Origin of the sequence: Mycolicibacterium septicum DSM 44393, from assembly GCF_000455325.1 — a bacterium.
Taxonomy (GTDB): Bacteria; Actinomycetota; Actinomycetes; order Mycobacteriales; family Mycobacteriaceae; genus Mycobacterium; species Mycobacterium septicum.
Map to the genome: position 1 here is coordinate 62,762 of NZ_HG322951.1, position 18,244 is coordinate 81,005.

Annotated in this window: 19 protein-coding genes and 1 tRNA gene; 8 read left to right on the forward strand and 12 right to left on the reverse strand. The window is 66.7% G+C overall.

All coding sequences use genetic code 11. The features are described from left to right. Positions 1-7 precede the first annotated feature (7 nt). A complete protein-coding gene (pdxR, locus tag TX88_RS00345; RefSeq protein WP_044513787.1) occupies positions 8-1,405 on the forward strand; it encodes a MocR-like pyridoxine biosynthesis transcription factor PdxR in 1,398 nt (465 codons plus the stop codon). A 13-nt stretch (positions 1,406-1,418) separates the two neighbouring features. On the opposite strand, the gene TX88_RS34095 is transcribed toward pdxR, so the two are convergent. The 3 genes from TX88_RS34095 to TX88_RS00355 all read right to left on the reverse strand — a co-directional run bounded on the left by TX88_RS34095 (position 1,419) and on the right by TX88_RS00355 (position 3,411). Continuing rightward, complete coding sequence (locus TX88_RS34095; RefSeq protein WP_162563056.1) at positions 1,419-1,568, reverse strand: hypothetical protein; 150 nt, start codon at positions 1,566-1,568, stop codon at positions 1,419-1,421. Between the two features lie 60 nt (positions 1,569-1,628). Further along, positions 1,629-2,354, reverse strand: a complete 726-nt coding sequence (locus TX88_RS00350) for a cutinase family protein (RefSeq protein ID WP_084621744.1) — start codon at positions 2,352-2,354, stop codon at positions 1,629-1,631. Between the two features lie 139 nt (positions 2,355-2,493). Continuing rightward, entirely contained in the window at positions 2,494-3,411 is a 918-nt protein-coding gene (locus tag TX88_RS00355; protein WP_044513789.1) for an acyl-ACP desaturase, read from the reverse strand. Between the two features lie 228 nt (positions 3,412-3,639). Between TX88_RS00355 and TX88_RS00360 the strand changes: the two genes are divergently transcribed. Continuing rightward, the gene (locus TX88_RS00360) at positions 3,640-4,680 is read left to right on the forward strand and encodes a bile salt hydrolase (protein WP_044513791.1); all 1,041 of its coding nucleotides are present in this window, start codon (positions 3,640-3,642) and stop codon (positions 4,678-4,680) included. On the opposite strand, the gene TX88_RS00365 is transcribed toward TX88_RS00360, so the two are convergent. From TX88_RS00365 to TX88_RS00395, 7 genes are all read right to left on the reverse strand, one after another. Further along, a complete protein-coding gene (locus tag TX88_RS00365; RefSeq protein WP_044518949.1) occupies positions 4,662-5,495 on the reverse strand; it encodes a MerR family transcriptional regulator in 834 nt (277 codons plus the stop codon). The two genes, TX88_RS00360 and TX88_RS00365, sit on opposite strands and share 19 nt — an antisense overlap. A gap of 73 nt (positions 5,496-5,568) precedes the next feature. Then, a complete protein-coding gene (locus TX88_RS00370; RefSeq protein ID WP_162563057.1) occupies positions 5,569-6,159 on the reverse strand; it encodes a hypothetical protein in 591 nt (196 codons plus the stop codon). A 323-nt stretch (positions 6,160-6,482) separates the two neighbouring features. After that, on the reverse strand, positions 6,483-6,806 hold the full coding sequence (locus TX88_RS00375; RefSeq protein WP_244438302.1) for a contact-dependent growth inhibition system immunity protein: 324 nt from the start codon (positions 6,804-6,806) through the stop codon (positions 6,483-6,485). 11 nt (positions 6,807-6,817) lie between these two features. Then, the gene (locus TX88_RS34100; protein WP_044513797.1) at positions 6,818-8,860 is read right to left on the reverse strand and encodes an RNase A-like domain-containing protein; all 2,043 of its coding nucleotides are present in this window, start codon (positions 8,858-8,860) and stop codon (positions 6,818-6,820) included. Further along, positions 8,857-9,135: a hypothetical protein gene (locus TX88_RS00385; RefSeq protein WP_044513798.1), complete on the reverse strand. Its 279-nt coding sequence runs from the start codon at positions 9,133-9,135 to the stop codon at positions 8,857-8,859. Before TX88_RS00385 ends, TX88_RS34100 begins: the two co-directional genes overlap by 4 nt. A 504-nt stretch (positions 9,136-9,639) precedes the next feature. Further along, positions 9,640-9,729: transfer RNA gene (locus TX88_RS00390), tRNA-Ser, on the reverse strand. A gap of 19 nt (positions 9,730-9,748) precedes the next feature. After that, complete coding sequence (locus TX88_RS00395; RefSeq protein WP_044513800.1) at positions 9,749-10,261, reverse strand: MarR family winged helix-turn-helix transcriptional regulator; 513 nt, start codon at positions 10,259-10,261, stop codon at positions 9,749-9,751. 67 nt (positions 10,262-10,328) lie between these two features. On the opposite strand from TX88_RS00395, the gene TX88_RS00400 reads away from it, so the two are divergent. Beyond that, positions 10,329-11,306, forward strand: a complete 978-nt coding sequence (locus TX88_RS00400) for an NAD(P)H-quinone oxidoreductase (RefSeq protein ID WP_044513801.1) — start codon at positions 10,329-10,331, stop codon at positions 11,304-11,306. A 22-nt stretch (positions 11,307-11,328) separates the two neighbouring features. Here the strand turns inward: TX88_RS00400 and TX88_RS00405 are convergent, their stop codons facing one another. Then, on the reverse strand, positions 11,329-12,525 hold the full coding sequence (locus TX88_RS00405) for a cysteine desulfurase-like protein (protein ID WP_044513803.1): 1,197 nt from the start codon (positions 12,523-12,525) through the stop codon (positions 11,329-11,331). Between the two features lie 124 nt (positions 12,526-12,649). Between TX88_RS00405 and TX88_RS00410 the strand changes: the two genes are divergently transcribed. From TX88_RS00410 to wzm, 5 genes are read left to right on the forward strand one after another with little or no spacing between them, the layout of a single operon-like run. Next, positions 12,650-14,611 (forward strand): DUF6541 family protein, encoded by a 1,962-nt coding sequence (locus TX88_RS00410; protein ID WP_044513805.1) that lies wholly within the window; start codon positions 12,650-12,652, stop codon positions 14,609-14,611. A 35-nt stretch (positions 14,612-14,646) separates the two neighbouring features. Further along, the gene (locus TX88_RS00415) at positions 14,647-15,162 is read left to right on the forward strand and encodes a bacterial proteasome activator family protein (protein WP_044513807.1); all 516 of its coding nucleotides are present in this window, start codon (positions 14,647-14,649) and stop codon (positions 15,160-15,162) included. A 7-nt stretch (positions 15,163-15,169) separates the two neighbouring features. Further along, a complete protein-coding gene (gene wzt, locus TX88_RS00420; protein ID WP_044513808.1) occupies positions 15,170-15,964 on the forward strand; it encodes a galactan export ABC transporter ATP-binding subunit Wzt/RfbE in 795 nt (264 codons plus the stop codon). Beyond that, on the forward strand, positions 15,957-16,889 hold the full coding sequence (gene glfT1 / locus TX88_RS00425; protein WP_244438303.1) for a galactofuranosyltransferase GlfT1: 933 nt from the start codon (positions 15,957-15,959) through the stop codon (positions 16,887-16,889). Before wzt ends, glfT1 begins: the two co-directional genes overlap by 8 nt. Then, positions 16,886-17,716 (forward strand): galactan export ABC transporter permease subunit Wzm/RfbD, encoded by an 831-nt coding sequence (gene wzm / locus TX88_RS00430; protein ID WP_044513810.1) that lies wholly within the window; start codon positions 16,886-16,888, stop codon positions 17,714-17,716. The genes glfT1 and wzm overlap by 4 nt, the downstream gene beginning before the upstream one ends. Positions 17,717-17,720: 4 nt before the next feature. On the opposite strand, the gene TX88_RS00435 is transcribed toward wzm, so the two are convergent. Further along, positions 17,721-18,140, reverse strand: a complete 420-nt coding sequence (locus tag TX88_RS00435) for a pyridoxamine 5'-phosphate oxidase family protein (RefSeq protein WP_044513811.1) — start codon at positions 18,138-18,140, stop codon at positions 17,721-17,723. Positions 18,141-18,244: the final 104 nt, after the last annotated feature.

Consider the following 18,244-nt stretch of genomic DNA (forward strand, 5'->3'; position numbering starts at 1 on the left):
CAATTCCATGGCAACTTCGGGTACCAGTTCGGCCCCGGAACTGCTGGTCGAATTGGACCGGGACAGCAAGCGGCCGTTGCATCGCCAACTCGCCGACGGACTGCGCGACGCCATCCGGTCCGGACGATTGACCCCCGGCTCCCGCATGCCGTCCACCCGCGTGCTGTCCGCCGACCTCGGGGTGTCGCGCCGACTGGTGGTCGAGGCCTACGGCCAGTTGACCGCCGAGGGCTTCCTGCACAGCAGCCAGGGTGGCTGCACCCGCGTCGCCGCCGTCGACGCCGTTCCCTCCAGCCGCGTCCGGCCCGACCGTGCCCGGCCCCGATTCGACATCGACTTCGCCCCGGGCTCACCGGATCTCACCAGTTTCCCGCGTCAGGCCTGGCTGCGGGCCATGCGCCAGGGCCTGGCCGAGATCGAGTCCAGCGCGTTCGGTTACGTGACCCCGCACGGTCTGCCCGCCGCGCGCGCCGCGGTGGCCGACTACCTGCGGCGCACCCGCGGCGTCGTGGCCGACCCACGTCTGATCGTGTTGTGCTCGGGCGCAACGCAAGCCGTCGCGCTGCTGGCCCGATGCCTCGACGGCCCGGTGGCGACGGAGGATCCAGGATTCTGGCTGCACCGGATGGTTCTGCGGCACAACGGCATCGATCCGCTGCCGATCCCCGTCGATGGCAACGGCATCGACGTCGGCGCGTTGACCGCGAGTCGTGCGACCACGGTGCTGACCACCCCGGCCCACCAATCGCCGACCGGAGTGGTGCTCTCGGCGGCCCGGCGCACCGAACTCCTGGAATGGGCCCAGCCCGGACGGTTGATCGTCGAGGACGACTACGACGCCGAGTACCGCTACGACCGGGCCCCTGTGGGCGCACTGCAGGGGGTGGCACCCGACCGGGTGGTGTACCTGGGCTCCACCAGCAAGACCCTGGCACCCGGACTGCGGATCGGATGGATGGTCGTGCCCGCCCACCTGATCGACCGGGTCAGAACCGCCAAAAGCCTTGCCGACACCGGTAGTTCGGTGATGGACCAGATCGCCTTCAGCCAGTTCCTGACCTCCGGCGGCTACGACCGGCACCTGCGTCAGATGCGCCGCCGCTACCCGGCCCGCCGCGCAGCCCTGCTGGCCGCTCTGTCGCAGCACCTACCGCAGGCCGAGGTTCTGGGCGCGGCCGCCGGCGTGCATCTGACCGTCCGGTTCCCGGCAGGCTTCCCCATCGAGGAGTTCACCCGCCGGGCCACCGAGTCACGCATCCGACTGGAGGCTCTGGCACCGTGTTACGCCGATCCCGACGCCGCACCACCCGGGCTGATCCTGGGATACGCCAACCTCACCGAATCCCAGATCGCCACGGGGGTGGAGATACTCGGTCAGGCTGCGCGCAAACTGGGCGCAGCCTGACCGTAGAGCTTCGTCAGCCCGCTTCTTTGGCCGACTTCCGCTCCGCCAGCTTGTACTTCACAAGAGCGACCAGCGCCTTGGGATTGCGCGCGAACGCGCCTGCGGCCTGCAGGTACAGCTTGGCCTTCTGCCCAAACGTCAACTGCTGCTCTTGCTCCGTCACTGACCCTCCCCTGTCCGAGAAAACGTGCTCGAACCATAGCGCGCGGCGCCGTGAGGGTTCCTACCGCCCGGAGGCCTGGTCGACACTCCGGTCCTGCCGCTGACCGTTCAGCCGCGCCACCACGTAGTCGGCTGCCTGATCCGTCAGCCCGTTGGCGGCGTACAGGTTGTGCGCGTTGTTGTCGCTACCGGTCGGCGAGCACACCGGATCCTCCGGGATGCACAGGTCATCGGTCTTGCCGGCATACCGGCTGCCGACCGTGATCGGCGGTGCACCGGTGTAGATCATCTGCAGGAAGCCGCTCGACGGCTTGCCGAACAACGCCACTGCGGAGACATGGTCGGCCACCCCCGCGGGCAGCGGGCCGGTGATGCTCGGCGGCAGCGCGAAGCCCTGTGGCACGGCGTCCTCGGTGAGGTAGGCGGCCACCGCCGCACCCTGCGAGAAGCCACCCAGCACGATCTTGCTGTCCGGGCAGGCCGCGACCGTGGCCTGGACCTTGTTGCTCGCGTCGGCGACGCCGTCGGCGGCAGTCGCGAAGTCAAGGGACGCCGGGTAGTTCACCGCGTAGACGTCGACGGACTTACCACCGGCCTTGGCCCGCAGTGCGTCGGTGAACGCCTCGCCGACCCCGCCGACGCCCGGCGGCTCGAACGTGCCCCGCGCGAAGACCACCTGCACGTCCGCACACGAGTCCGCAGATGCCTGACCGGCCGCGGCGATGCAGCCGCCCGCCACGAACACTGCTGATGCCACTGCACCCAACCAACGACCAATCCGGTTCATTCTCGACCCCACTCGTTCCGACCCGCGTCAACTTTTTCGTGCCAACTACTCCTCGATACCCAAGATCAATAGTGGGCGAATCTCTCCGGGAGTGTGATGTGCGACACGTTAGTGAGACGGAGAAGGGGCGTGCGATTTGCTACGAGGCCGCCCCGACGTGCTCGCGTTCGCGTTTCTCCTCATAGAACCGGGCTCGTTCATCGACGAGACCCAGGAACTGGGCTAGCTCCTCGCGAGCCTTCTCACCCTCGGGCCCGAAATCGGTTCGATCGAAGATCCGCCAGAAGCGCAGCACCGGCTGCACCACGTCGTCGTGATGGACGCGTAGGTCGTAGATGCCGGCCTTGGCGATGGTGATCGCATTCTGGGCGAAGTCGGCCATTCCGAGGCCCGGCATCGCGAAGTTCACCACCTCGTCGCGGATGGCCGTCATCGCGGCGTCGGGAGCGATGTCCAGCGCCGCCGCCATGAGATTGCGATAGAACACCATGTGCAGGTTCTCGTCGGCGGCTATCCGCGCGAGCAGCTGATCGGCGATGGGGCAACTGGACGCCCGCCCGGTGTTGCGGTGGGATACGCGGGTGGCCAGCTCCTGGAACGACACATACGCCATCGCCGCCATCGGCGTCTTGTCACCAGAGTCGTACCCGGCAACGGTATGTGTCATGCGAAGGCGTTCCAGCGCAACGGGATCCACACCACGCGTGACGACGAGGTAGTCGCGCAGCGCGATGCTGTGGCGGCCCTCTTCCGCCGTCCACTGCCCCACCCAGGTGCCCCACGCACCGTCGCGGGAGAACCGGGTGGCGATCTCCCGGTGATAGGACGGCAGGTTGTCCTCGGTCAGCAGGTTGACCGTCATCGCCACCTTGGCGACATGACTCAACGGCGAATCCTCGGGCTGCCAGTCCTCCCCGTCCAGGAAGGCGAAGTCGCGCCCTCTGCTCCACGGGACATAGTCGTGCGGAAACCACTCCCGCGCCATCGACAGATGGCGGTCGAGGTTGCTCGCGACAACGGGTTCGAGCTCGTGAAGCACTCCGCTCTGGGCATCCATCCGTGTCCTCCCAACGTCTTCGGCAGGCGTCGTCATCGGCCCGCCGTTCAAAACCTACGGTAGCGTAGGTTACGGAACCGTAGGTTAATTTTCGGTAAGAATGCGCCCCGCGTCGCGGCCACCGGCGAGGCGACCGACGCCTGCGACACCGCAGGCGAAAATGCCTTCCACACTTGATGTTTCGTCGACAACGCCCTGATGGCAGAGGCCCCCACTAGGCTCGCCGACATGTGCACCCGAGTCATCTGGCCCGAAGCGGGCAATGCGGTCCTGGTCGGCAGGAACATGGATTTCCACAAGGACCTGATGACCAACCTGTGGACGCAACCCAGCGGCGTCCAGCGCGACGACGCGGTGTCGGGGAAACTCACCTGGACCTCGAAGTACGGCAGCGTGGTCGCCGCCGCCTTCGACATCACCTCCGTGGACGGGATGAACGAGGCCGGCCTGGCCGGACACATCCTGTGGCTGGCCGAATCCACCTACGGCGAGCCGGATGCCTCCCGCACCCAGCTCGGCCAGGCCATCTGGCTGCAGTACTTCCTGGACAACTTCGCCTCCGTCGCCGAAGCGACCGCGTGGATCGCGGAGACCGACGTGCAGGTGGTACAGATGGACGACCCCACCGGCGGTGCCCGCCCCGGACTGCACCTGGCCCTCGACGACGCGACCGGGGACTCGGCGATCATCGAGTACGTCGACGGCCACGCCCGGGTGTATCACTCGAAGGACTACAGGGTGATGACCAATTCACCGACCTTCGATCAGCAGCTGGAGCTGGTGAAGTCGTTCACCGGCCTCGGTGGTGACCAGCCGATCCCGGGCTCGACGCTGGCCAGCGACCGCTTCGCCCGGGCCACCTACTACTCGGGCCGGCTGCCCAAGCCGTCCAGTCAGGTGGAAGCCATCGCTGGCATGTTCTCGGTGATCCGCAACGCCGCACAGCCCTTCCGGATCCCCGACCCGGGCAAGCCCGATGCCTCCCAGACCATCTGGCAGGTGGTGCTCGACCTCACCAACAAGCGGTACGTCTACGAGTCCACCACCCGCCCCAACATCGTGTGGGTCGACCTGGCGGATCTCGATCTCTCCGAAGGCAGCCCGCAGCTCAAGCTCGACCTGATCGGCAAGCTCGCGGTGCAGGGCGGAATCGCCGGCAACGTGGCCGACAAGTTCGAGGACAAGGGCCCAATGACCTTCCTGTCCTTGAAGATCATGGAAGAGCTGGAGGCCGCCGAGAAGGGCAAGGGTCAGGCCACCGGCACATAGACCTTCGTCCGCAGCCGGTCCTCGGGTACCTCCCGCGGGTCGTCGAGGTACACGTTGAAGTGATGCGTCGTGATGTCGTCGACAGTGCGCGTCAGGGTCAGCCCCCGCTCCGTCACGTAGGCGCCGATGAGTTCGTGCGCCCGCGGGATCGCCTCGGCGTACGGGCCGGTGACGGTGGCCACCACGGCCCGTCGAGCCGGGGCGACGAGCACTCCGAGCGGAGCCCGGGCGGTGGTGTCGGCGGGAACCTCGAGGAAAACCGACTCGTCGACATCGGATTCGCGGAACTCGTCATCGTGTTCGATGCAGCCGCCGAACTGCCCGGGCGCGATGCCCTGCTCCTGCAGGGCGGGCACGAACCGCTCCCACAGCTGCCCTTCGGCGGCGTAATTCGGCATGGTGTCGCGCAGGTAGACGGCGGTCAGGGCGGGGACGGTCTCTTCGGTGACAGTGTCGGTCATGGTGAGCTCCTTCTCGGCAAGTAGGTGGTCGATGAGTTGGAGCCGCGCGTTCGCGTCTTCTGCCGCCGCGACTAGCTCGATACGTTGAGCCGCGAGGGCGGCATCGAACGCCGGGGTGCCTCGGACAGCGAGCAGGGCTCCGATGGCGGACACGCCGAATCCGATATCGCGAAGCCGCCGGATCGCGGCGGCGTCGGCAAGCTGCACCGCGGCGTACCGGCGGTAGCCGCTGACAGCGTCCACCCGTGCGGGCACCAGGACACCGTGTTTGTCGTAATGGCGCAGCATGCGAACGGAGATACGGCTCAGCGAGGAGAACCTGCCGATCGATATCAGGGACGGGGTGTCGGTCACGGACACGAGCCTGCCGTCTCACACGGTGTGAGAGTCAAACCCAGCGGTGCGGCAACAGGTTTCGTTCGCCTCTTCAGCACCAGCAGCCGCCGAACACCGAGGTGTGTTCGTCGGTCTCGATCGATTCCTCACGCACCACGGTGGAGCCGCTCCGCGGATCGAAGTGCAACACCGAGCTCACCGGGTCGTGCCGGATCCACACGGCCACCGACAGGGGATGCCCCTGCTCCATCTCGTAGGAGACCAGTTCGATGTCACCGGGCTTCCCGAAACCACGCACATCGGAGACCACCGCTCGTATCCGCTGCCCCGACAGATCCGCCGCGGTGAACGCCGTCTCGCCCGCGTGCAGGTCGGCAATCGAGTCCATGTCCTCGACCTCGCCGTCGCGCACCCAGTAGTCGTGCAGCCGGCCGTCGGCGGCGACTGCCTCGACCGAGACCAGATTGGAGGTCACCGTCACCCGCCGCAACGGCAGGTCACCGAGCCGCGCGCGCACCACTTCAAGTTCCGAGTCCAGGCGCTGCGAGGAGAACAGGTCCTCGGCTGCGACGCCGCTCAGAGCGCGAATGAGCCGGCCGGGCACATCGCCGACGACCACGACCACCGCAGCGACGGCCACGACGACCGAGACGACGACGGCAGCGACGAACTTCACCTTCATGAACGGATGGTTCCACAGCACGGTCGCCCACACTCCGCAGCGCTACAACCAATCAACGGTAACCATCACTTATGGCAGCCGCAGCTGAACCCCACCATGGGTGTTCGTGCTGCTCGGAGTTGCGATCCGCGAGGTCTGGAGCCGCGTGTGGGCGCCCCGCTGGACGGGCAAGCCGTGACCCGACTACCGCACCCGACCACCTCACGTGGTTTCTCCGCGTCGCGGACGTCGTGTTCGTCGCGGCGGCGGCCTATCTCTGCTGGACGGTGGCGGGCCCCGGACTTCGGAATGAACTCGATGTACCGGGCCATTTCTCCCTGGAATCAAAGCGTTCTGGAAGCGCCGCTGTCGTCGCTCGTTGCGGCGTGGTGGCGTAGTCGCTCGGCAACGTGTCCCAGCCACTCGGTGTATGTCATTTCCGGACGGGGGTCGTAGAAGCCGCCCATATCCATCATTGCGGTGGGGAGTTCGGAATCTGGGCAGCTGCCGCGCAACTCGTCGATATGCGTAGCGAGTGTTTGGAGTTGCCGTGGCGTTCGGGTCGCCGAACCTGAATACTGGTCGACGATTCCTTGCCAGTCATCGGCCTCGAAAGGCCAATCCTGGTGAAAATAGGCGCCAAAGAACTGTTCGACGTCGTACGGCACCGGACAGTCACTCATGGTTTCGGGTAACCCGTCAGCACGATCCATTCCCCATTTCCGATGCCTTCCAAGACCACGAGGACCGAGGTACCGGGCACCGTCGCGGTAGAGCCCCGGACAAGTACCTCCCCGCCGTCGAACGGTACCGAAATCCTCAGGCGGTCGGTAGCTCCGTTCGCCACCCAGGCGTCGACCGTAGCCTGGTTGTGTTGGAGTGCGGTGCTAACTGCGGTCGATGCCTCCTCTGCTGTAGAGAACGTCGACACGGCTCCTGGTCTTGGGCCCGCGTCCAGGCGCGCGGAGAGGTCGTCGAAGGTTTGGCCGACGTGGCGCTCGATGAGGTGTCCACCGGCGTTTTCGCTCGCTGTCAAGAGCGCGCCAGTGTCCTCGATCCCATATGGCGCGGCGTGCCCAGTGTCCACGGTGTGGTCGACGGTGTCTGCGGTGTGGTGCGGCGCCTCGGCTGTGTCTGCGTGCACGGGTGCGTCACCGTGTCCGCCGCTCGGCACGTCGTCAACGTGTGTCGGTGCGGGTGCGTGGTGTTCCGCGGGGGCATCGGGAGGCGAGTGATGCGGTGCTTCCAAAGGCGCGTGACCGCCGGAGGGGGCGTCGGCGTGCGGCGTGGGGGCGTCATCGAGGTGCCGACCCGCAGCGCCGAGGGCGTCGAGCCCGTGCTCGATCCCTTCGCCCAGGATCTTGGAGCCGGGGAACGGGAGCATGCTGGCGGCATCGATCCCCGCTTGGGCCTTCTGCTCGGCGGTCGCCCCGTCCCAGTCGGTGGCGACGTCGTACATGTTGCCCACGTCGGGCATCGTCGCGTCCCAGACGGTCTTGGAGGCGTCCTTCATACCCTCGCCAAACGCCCCGGCACCTCGCTCCAAGACCGACGGTTGCGGCGGGAACGCCTGCTTGTCGGCGTCGATGGGAAGCGGCGGCACCGGCACGGTCGGGCCGTCGTTCGCAGCCGCCGCCGCGCTGAGCTCCCGCAGCGCATCGGTCTGCTTAGTCAGTTCATGGCGAGCGTCGAACACCGCTTGGGTCAACGACTTGAACTCGTCCGGACTCGGACCAGACCCAGCCCCCTGCACATACCCCAGACCGGCGGCGGCCTTCTGCTTGGATTCGGCTGCAGACAGGTTCTGCCGGGCCGCATCCACTTTCGCGCGCTGCTGATCGATCGTCGCCTTATCCGGGGCAGGCGGCAGCTGACTCAGCGCGGGAGGCAGGCCAGGCTGCTTCTCGACACCGGGCTTACTCTCACCTGGCTTGTCCGCGGGATTATCGTTGGCGCCCAGCAGATCTCCGAGACCGCTCGGGTCGGGAGGCTTGCCATCGGGTTTCAGTCCAGACTTCTTCGCCGCGTCCTCAACGGACTTCGGGACCGCGAACGGGCCGATCTGACCCGTCGCCTGTTCCGCTGTACCGGATTTGCCGTCCTTGCCGTCGCCCTGTTTGTCCTGAACCTTGTTGTCGACGAATTGCACGTGACTGGACGGGGCGTCTCTCTCACCCTCGCCTTCGAATCGGATCCCTTCCAGATCAGCGGCTTTCGCCTCCAGTCGGCTGCCGACGAGCTGGTCTGCCTGCATGAGTTGTTGGGCTGCCCACCGGATGTCCTCGGCGTGCTCCGCGGCGGCCCTGTTCCGGTCGGCGACCGTGTTGATGTCGTAATCACGGGAGTCGGTCACCGACAAGTCTTCTGCGACGTTGAATCCGTCGTCGATGGCGGCGGTGATCGCCTGTACGGCTTTGTCTTTGGCGGCTTTGATATCGTAGGCGCCGTTCTCGGCGAGGCCGGCGGCCTCGCGCAGCACACCGCTCTGGCAGCCGACGACACCGATGTCCGCGGTCACCCGGTCGAGTGCGGCGTCCTTCGCGTTGCCCTCCCACGTGGTACCGCCGGGAGCGGAGACGTTCTGGCGGTGCTCATCGAAAGCAGTCTCGGACCCCGCCGCCGCCGTACGCCAAGTGCTGGCGGCCTCGGAGAGATGGGAGGTGCTCCACTCCTCGATCTCCGACTTCGTGGGGAGCGGAACCGAGGCGACCGCAGGGCTCACACGCTCACCGTGGTGATGGCGTCTCCGCCATCGCAGTCCGTGGCGTCGTAGCGGGCACTGCTCACCGAGAGGTCACTAGCCTGGCCGGTGATCCGCAGGGACTGACGGCTGCGCAAGGAGGTGAGGGCCGCGTTGACCGCGGCCACACCAGCGCCGCTGGGCTGCGCCGAGGCTGCAGCGTCAAAGGATCCGCCGGTCAGACCGGCTGCGATGGCGTCACTGCCTGCAGCCGCGACACGCAGGCCGCCCGCGTCGACCTGCAATTCGTTAGCCATGCCAATCCCCCAACCGGCGAACTCACTGGTCGTGAGGCTACCTCACGATTTGCGCCCGCCTGTGCGCGAGATTGATCACGGAGTGGCCCGGCAATCGGGTGGAACCGATCATCCACGGTGTGCGTCCAACCGGTTGTAGATGAGTACGCAGAGGATCTGGATGGCCCGCGGCTGTCGGCCGTCGTGGAGGCCGACTTCGAGTCCGAGCGGGCGTGGCATCGTCGTCGACCGTCATGTTCCGCTTCCGGTTCTGGAGCCGCTCATCTGACGGCAGCGTCGCGTTGAAGCGCGCCTCGTAGCGCACGCCGCGCCTGGTGGTCGATGCGATTGATGTAGGCGGGTAAACGTGCCATGCACAAAATCCCATCGCGGAAATGCGATGAGACCAACCGCGACGTACGACACGCCGACGTCTGCCAGGGTCGATTCCCTGGGTCAATGTGGCTGGGTGTGGCAAATTCACCTGATCCCGGCATCTGGATTTACGCCGGTAGCCACCACTTATGGCGGTGGCGGAGGGATTTGAACCCCCGGACGGTGTTAGCCGTCTCTCGCTTTCAAGGCGAGTGCATTAGGCCGCTCTGCCACGCCACCGCCGACAAGAGTACGGGTTTCACACCCGACCGATGTGGGCGGGAGGCGATCCGTTCTTCAGCGCGACGCTGATCCGGCGGCAGTTCTCCCCCATCGCCGCGATCTGCGGACGCGAGAGCCTGCCGAGGAAGTGCGACCGGACACCCTGCCCGTAGGTCACCATCGCCTCACGAACAGCGGCCCTGCCCTCTTCGGTGATCGTGGCGACCACCCCGCGCCCGTCGTCGGGACTAGCACACCTGGTCACCAGGTTCTGAACTTCCAGCCGCCGGATCTGACGGGTCACCCGGCTGGGTAGAGACATCAACCGCTCGGCCAAGTCACCCATCCGAGCCGAACCGGTCGGGGATTTGTCCAAGATATCGAGCAGGCGCACATCATTCAGCGTCAGATGATGCGCATCCACCAGCGACCGGTTCAAGGTCGCATACATTCGCAAAGCCGAGTCGAGGTAGTTCTGCCATGACCTCTGCTCGGCGATGTCCAGGCCCGGCATGTCACCTGCCGTACGCCCCGCAATCATCCCCACCATGGGCGCAATCGTAAGGGACGTCAGTATTGCTGCGCTTGGGAAACAGCATGCTTGTAGCGTGGAAATAATGCATGCAATTGTCGCCTCCGTTAACGGCCATCTGACCTGGGAAAACGTCGCTGATATCAAAGCAGCAAACGAAGAAGTTCTGATCCGGGTTCACGGCGCGGGCGTCAATCGCGCCGACTTGCTCCAGGCCGCGGGCAAGTATCCGCCCCCGCCAGGCGCCAGTGAGGTCATCGGATTGGAGGTGTCGGGCACCGTCGCCGCCCTTGGCTCGAATGTTACCGACTGGTCAGTTGGGCAACCTGTGTGCGCATTGCTCGCAGGCGGCGGTTACGCCGAGTATGTCGCCGTGCCCGCCGCGCAAGTGTTGCCATTGCCCGATGGCGTTGCTCTCACCGAAGCCGCAGGACTGCCCGAGGTGGCCTGCACGGTGTGGTCGAACCTCGTCATGACCGCAGGGCTGGCACCCGGCAACCTCGTCCTGTTGCACGGCGGTGCGAGCGGTATCGGCACCCACGCCATTCAGGTGGCCCACGCGCTCGGTGCGCGGGTCGCGGTGACGGCCGGCTCTGCCGACAAGCTCGCGCTGTGCCGTGAACTGGGCGCCGACATCACCATCAACTATCGCGACGAGGACTTCGTCGAGCGGCTCCGGGCCGAGACCGGCGGCGCAGGGGCCGACGTGATCCTCGACATCATGGGAGCGGCCTACCTGGACCGCAACGTGGACGCCCTGGCCACCGGCGGGCGCCTGGTGATCATCGGCATGCAGGGTGGCATCAAGGCCGAACTGAACATCGCCAAGCTGCTCGGCAAGCGGGCCGGGGTCATCGCCACCTCGCTGCGTCCCCGGCCGGTGGACGGACCGGGCGGCAAGGGGGAGATCGTCCGGGCGGTGCTCGACAACGTCTGGCCGATGATCGCCGACGGACAGGTGCGTCCCATCATCGGCGCCGAACTGCCCATCCAGGAGGCCCAGCGGGCCCACGAACTGCTGGCCTCGGGCGAGGTGTCGGGGAAGATCGTGCTCACGGTTTAGCCCACCGCGACGGGAGGAGCGATCAGCCCAGCGAGGCCAGTGCCCGCACGAGCTGATCGACCTCGGCGCCCGTCGAGTAGTGGGACAGCCCGACCGTCACCGCACCGCCGATGTCGTTCACCCCGATCACGTCGAGCACGCGGGAGCTGGCATTCGAGATCGCCAGGATTCCGTTGTCGGCCAACCGCTGCACCACCCGCTCGGCCGGGATGTCGCGCACCACGAAGCTGAGCACCGGAATCTGCGACTCCGGCCTGCCGATCACCATGACCAACGGCAACGAGCGCAGCGAGGTCACCAGGTACTCGAAAAGGCGGTCCAGATACGCGCCCGCCGACTGCATCGAGACCGTCAGCCTTTCGCGGCGCGAGCCGCTGGCCGTGTCGTCGAGGTTGGACAGGTACTCGATGCTGGCCACCACGCCGCCGAGCAGGCCGTACTGATGCGCGCCCACCTCCAGGCGGGCCGGGCCCGTCGCCTGTGGGTTCAACGACACCGAGGCCAACGAATCGATCGCCGACGGGTCGCGGAACACCAGCGCGCCGATCGGCGGGCCGCCCCACGGCACGGCGTTGAGGGCGACCACATCGGCTTCGATCTCGTTGATGTCGATCAGCCGGTAGGGAGCCGCGGCCGAGTGGTCGACGACGACCATGCCGCCTACCTCGTGGGTGAGCTTGGTCACCTCGCCCAGGTCGGTGATGGTTCCCAGGGTCGACGAGGCCGACGCGATGGCCACCAGGCGGGTGGGCTTGTCGATCAGCCCCTCCCACTGCCAGGCCGGGAGCTCGCCGGTCTCGATGTCGACCTCGGCCCACTTGACCTTGGCGCCATAGCGATTGGCCGCCCGCAACCACGGCGCGATGTTCGCCTCGTCGTCCAGGCGGGTGACCACCACCTCGTAGCCGAGTCCGACCCGGCTCGAGGATGCCTCGGCCAGCGCGGTCAACAGCTGGGCCCGGTCCGCGCCCAGGACCACGCCCCGCGGATCTGCATTGACCAGATCCGCGACGGCCTGGCGGGCGGCGGTGAGAACGGCCGCGCTGCGGCGTGCCGATGGGTGCGGTCCCACAGCGGTGGGCATCGAGCCGCGGAAGGCGGTAGAAACCGTCGTCGCGACCGAATCGGGCACCAACATGCCGTGCTGGGCATCGAAGTGGACCCACCCATCGCCCAATGACGGATGCAAGCCACGCACCCGGGCGACGTCGTATGCCATGCCAGCCACCTTAGAGCGTCCGCAGATATCACAAACCGACACGATTTGGTGAGCGCCCGACCGCACGTTTGCACTTCCGAGACCATGCTCGGACCGGGTCACCCTGGGCAGCCATACTAGTCCAGTGGGCTTCGGGTTCGGAGTGCTAATCGCACTGTTGTTGCTGGTGATCCCCGGGGCACTGATAGCCAGGGCGGGCGGACTGACCGCGTCGACGGCGGTCGCAGTGGGTCCAGCCTTGACCTACGGCACCGTCGCGCTGACGATCGTTCCGCTCGGGGCCATCGGTGTGCCGTGGAACGCGTGGACGGCGTTGTTTGCTGTAGCCGTCGTTTCCGCCATTGCGGCGTGGTTACGGAGGGTGCTGGCCCGCTACCGTGACCCCGACGCCGAGGCATCGGGCCTGTCGCGACGGCCGGCGTTGGTGGTTGCGGCGGGTGTGCTGCTGGGTGTCGCGCTGATCGGCGCCGCCGCGTACGCCGGACTGCCGCACTGGCAATCCATCCCCAGCACCTGGGACTCGGTCTGGCACGCCAACACCATCCGCTGGATCCTCGACACCGGCCAGGCCTCACCCACCCACATGGGCGAGCTGCGCAACGTGGAGACCCACGAGGCGCTCTACTACCCGTCGGCCTTCCACGCCCTGGCCGCCGTCTACTGCCAGCTCACCGGCGCCGCCGCGACCACCGCCTACACCGTGAGTTCGGTCACCGCGGCCGTGTGGCTGTTCCCGGTCAGCGCCGCGGTGCTGACGTGGAAGATGGTCCGCCCGCACGCCTGCGAGATGCGCACCGCCGTCGCCGCGGCCACCGCGGCAGCGCTCTCCGCGTCGTTCACCGCGGTGCCCTACGTCGAATTCGATGTGGCGGCGATGCCCAACCTGGTCGCCTACGGGCTCGCCGTGCCGGTGTTCGCCCTGATCATCTCGACACCGGCGCACCGCGACCGCATCGGTCTGGCAGTGCTCGCGACCGTCGGCGTCTTCTCGGTGCACCTCACCGGCGGTGTGGTGACCGTGCTGCTGGTCGGCGTCTGGTGGCTGGTGGAAGCGCTGTGGCACCCGGTCCGCAGCCGGCTGAGCGACTTCCTGGCGCTGGCCGCCGTCGCGGTGCCGGCCCTGCTGATCATGCTTCCCCAGTTTCTCGGGGTCCTTCAGCAAGCCGACATCATCGTGGGCCACGCCTTCGTCAACCACCTCGGCAAGAAGCACTCGCTGTTCGCGGCGATCGTCCAGCACACCCGCCACCTCAACGACTTCCCGATCCAGAACGCACTCATCGCGCTGGCCGCCATCGGCGGACTGGTCATGCTGGTCAAGAAGATCTGGTGGCCGCTGGCTGTGTGGCTGCTGCTCATCGCGTCGATCGTGCATTCCGGCGCACCGTTCGGCGGACCGCTGGGCGTCATCACCGGCAAGTTCAGCGACCTGTTCTACAGCGACCCGCGTCGCTTGTCGGCCGTTGTCGCGATGCTGTACGCACCGATGGCGGCGATCGGCCTGTGCGCGCTCGTCCTGCTGGGCGCCGCCGCCCTGCGCCGCACCGGTGCCCGCCCGGCCTGGATCCGCGCGACGGCCGCCGTCGCACTGGTCGCCACCACCGTGGGCCTCGCCTGGCACTACTTCCCCCGGCACAAGTACCTGTTCGGCCAGAAGTACGACTCGGTGATCATCGACGCCAAGGACCTGGAGGCCTTCGCCTACCTGGCCACGCTGCCCGACGCCCGCACCACCCTGATCGGCGACGCCAACACCGACGGCACCGCCTGGATGTACGCGGTTTCAGGGCTTCACCCGCTGTGGACCCACTACGACTACCCCATGCAACAGGGCCCCGGGTACAACCGGTTCATCTTCTGGGCCTACGCCGACGACGCGGACACCGATCCGAGGGTTGCCGAGGCCGTCGAGGCGCTCAACATCCGCTATGTGCTCACCAGCACTCCGGTGGTTCGAGGGTTCGTCATGCCAGACGGGCTAGTGTCGCTAGACAGCTCAAGGTCGTGGGAGAAGATCTACGACAACGGTGAGGACCGCATCTACCGCTGGCACGGAGAGAACGCGGCCACCAGGGCGACAAACTGACACGACCCAGAACTGACTAGATCCAAGGGAAGGCAATGACCATCAACCCCGACGATGACAACATCGAGATCCTGGCGAGCACGCCTGACGAGACCGATGCCGACGCTGACGGCAAGTCGCTGACAGACCTCGTCGAACAGCCGGCGAAGGTCATGCGCATCGGCACCATGATCAAGCAGCTGCTGGAAGAGGTGCGCGCGGCTCCGCTCGACGACGCCAGCCGGGAGCGGCTGCGCGACATCCACCGCACCAGCATCCACGAACTCGAGGACGGTCTGGCCCCCGAGCTGCGTGACGAACTCGAGCGGCTGACGCTGCCCTTCACCGAGGACAGCGTGCCGTCCGACGCCGAACTGCGCATCGCGCAGGCGCAGCTGGTGGGCTGGCTGGAAGGCCTGTTCCACGGCATCCAGACGGCGCTGTTCGCCCAGCAGATGGCCGCCCGCGCGCAGCTCGAGCAGATGCGCCAGGGCGCTCTCCCGCCAGGACTGCAGGTCCCCGGCGGACAGCGCGGCGGGCCGTCCCACCCCGGCACCGGTCAGTACTTGTAGGCCTGAGTTGTCTGATCCGTACATCTCGACGCGCGAAGCATGGGTGGAGTTCCCCATCTTCGACGCCAAGACGCGCTCGCTGAAGAAGGCGTTCCTCGGCAAGGCCGGCGGCGCCATCGGGCGCAACGAGTCCAACGTCGTCGTCATCGAGGCGCTCCGCGACATCACGATGTCACTGAAAATGGGTGACCGGGTCGGGTTGGTCGGCCACAACGGCGCGGGCAAATCCACACTGCTGCGGCTGCTTTCGGGCATCTACGAGCCGACCCGCGGCTCTGCCACGGTCAGCGGCCGGGTGGCCCCGGTGTTCGACCTCGGCGTCGGGATGGACCCGGAGATCTCGGGTTTCGAGAACATCATCATCCGCGGGCTGTTCCTCGGGCAGACCCGCAAGCAGATGCTGGCCAAGGTCGACGAGATCGCGGAGTTCACCGAACTCGGCGAGTACCTGTCGATGCCGCTCCGCACCTATTCGACCGGCATGCGGGTGCGCCTGGCGATGGGCGTGGTCACCAGCATCGACCCCGAGATCCTGCTGCTCGACGAAGGCATCGGTGCGGTCGACGCGGAGTTCCTGAAGAAGGCGCAGTCGCGGCTGCAGAGCCTGGTCGAGCGGTCCGGAATCCTGGTGTTCGCAAGCCATTCCAACGAGTTCCTGGCCCGGCTCTGCAAGACCGCGATGTGGATCGACCACGGCACCATCAAGATGACCGGTGGCATCGAAGAAGTGGTCGGCGCCTACGAGGGACCGGACGCTGCGCGTCACGTGCGCGAGGTGTTGGAGGAAACGGCCCGTGGCTGACGAGCGCTTGCGCGAGGAAGCGACCAGCACAGCGCCTGAGTCGATAATTGCCGTGATCGTGACGCACCGGCGTCGGGAACTGCTGACCAAGTCCCTTGCCGCAGTGGTGGACCAGGACCGCAGACCCGACCACCTGATCGTCGTCGACAACGACGACGACGAGGCCGTGCGCGATCTGGTCCTCGGCCAGCCGGTGCCGGCCACCTATCTCGGTTCCCGCCGAAACCTGGGCGGCGCAGGCGGTTTCGCACTGGGCATGCTGCACGCCCTGGCTCAGGGTGCCGACTGGATCTGGCTGGCCGACGACGACGGCCGCCCCGCCGACAACACCGTGCTGTCCACCCTGCTGGCCTGCGCCGAGCAGTACACCCTGGCCGAGGTCTCGCCGATGGTGTGCAACCTCGACGACCCGGACCGGCTGGCGTTCCCGCTGCGCCGGGGACTGGTGTGGCGACGGTTGGTCAGCGAATTGCGCACCGAGGGTGAAGGCGACGTGCTGCCCGGTATCGCATCGCTGTTCAACGGTGCCCTGTTCCGCGCCGCCACGGTCGAGGCTGTCGGCGTCCCGGATCTGCGTCTGTTCGTCCGCGGCGACGAGGTCGAACTGCACCGGCGCCTGGTGCGCTCGGGCCTGCCGTTCGGAACATGCTTGACCGCAAGCTATCTGCACCCGTGCGGCACCGACGAGTTCAAACCGATCCTCGGCGGCCGGATGCACACTCAGTACCCCGACGACGAGACCAAACGTTTTTATACCTACCGCAACCGTGGCTACCTGCTGTCCCAGCCGGGGTTGCGCAAACTCCTGCCCCAGGAGTGGGTCCGGTTCGGCTGGTACTTTCTGGTGTCCCGACGCGACCCCGCGGGTCTGCGCGAATGGATTCGCCTGCGGCGGTTGGGCAGGAGCGAAAGGTTCCAGAGATGACATTCACCGACGCGGCATCCGAGTCCAAGACCATGACCCGGGCCGTACGCGATCTCACCGAAGGCTTCAGCAAGCGCGAACTGTGGCTGCACCTGGGCTGGCAGGACATCAAGCAGCGCTACCGCCGCAGCGTGCTCGGCCCGTTCTGGATCACCATCGCCACCGGCACCACCGCGGTGGCGATGGGCCTGCTGTACTCGAAGCTGTTCAAGCTGCCGCTCGAGGAGCACCTGCCCTACGTCACGCTCGGCCTGATCATCTGGAACCTGATCAACGCCTCGATCCTCGAAGGCGCCGACGTCTTCATCGCCAACGAAGGTCTGATCAAACAACTTCCGACGCCGCTGTCGGTACACGTCTACCGGCTGGTGTGGCGACAGGTGATCCTGTTCGGCCACAACATCGTCATCTTCGTGGTCATCGCGATCATCTATCCGAAACCGTGGAAGTGGACCGACCTGGCGGTCATCCCCGCGCTGGGGCTGATCGTGCTGAACTGCGTATGGGTGTCGATCTGTTTCGGCATCCTCGCCACCCGCTACCGCGACATCGGGCCGCTGCTGGCCTCGATCGTGCAGTTGCTGTTCTTCATGACACCGATCATCTGGAACGAGTCGACGCTGCAGCAGCAGGGCGCCGGATCGTGGGCCAAGATCGTCGAGATCAACCCGCTGCTGCACTACCTGGACATCGTGCGCGCACCATTGCTGGGCGCCGATCAGGAAGTGCGGCACTGGGTGGTGGTGCTGGCACTCACGGCGATCGGGTGGACGTTCGCGGCGTTGGCCATGCGCCAGTACCGCGCACGCGTTCCGTACTGGGTCTGAGCCGCTACCCGTCCCCCGGCACGCCACCGAAGTCGAACCGGCGACCGGAGATCTCTTTCGGCTGGATCCGCACGTAGCGCCGCTTCGTGGTGGCGATCCACGACAACAGCTGGGCGCGCTCGGCCTCGGCGATCTCCTCCGGTGTCTCGAGGAGCTGCGGCACACCCCGCACGATCACACTCCACCCGCCGACACCCGTGTGGTCGTCGGCCTCGAACAGCACCCGGTCGTTGAACAGGGTGCTGATCAGCTTGGTGCCCTCGGCCGTCCGGAACAGCACCGTGCGGTGCTGGACGACGAAGTTGACCGGGAAGATCTCCAGTCTGGTGCCGATCGTCGAGACAAGGCGGCCCAGGGTCACGCTGGACAGCAGCTGCCAGCTCTCGTCCTCCCCGAGCACCGAAACCGGGCTCTGCGGCGTCATGAGGCCACCGTAGCCGCCATATGACAATCGGCGCGCCCTGCTTCTCGGGAGAAGCGGGACGCGCCGACTGGGAAAAGCTGTCTAGATCAGTTCATATTCCAGGG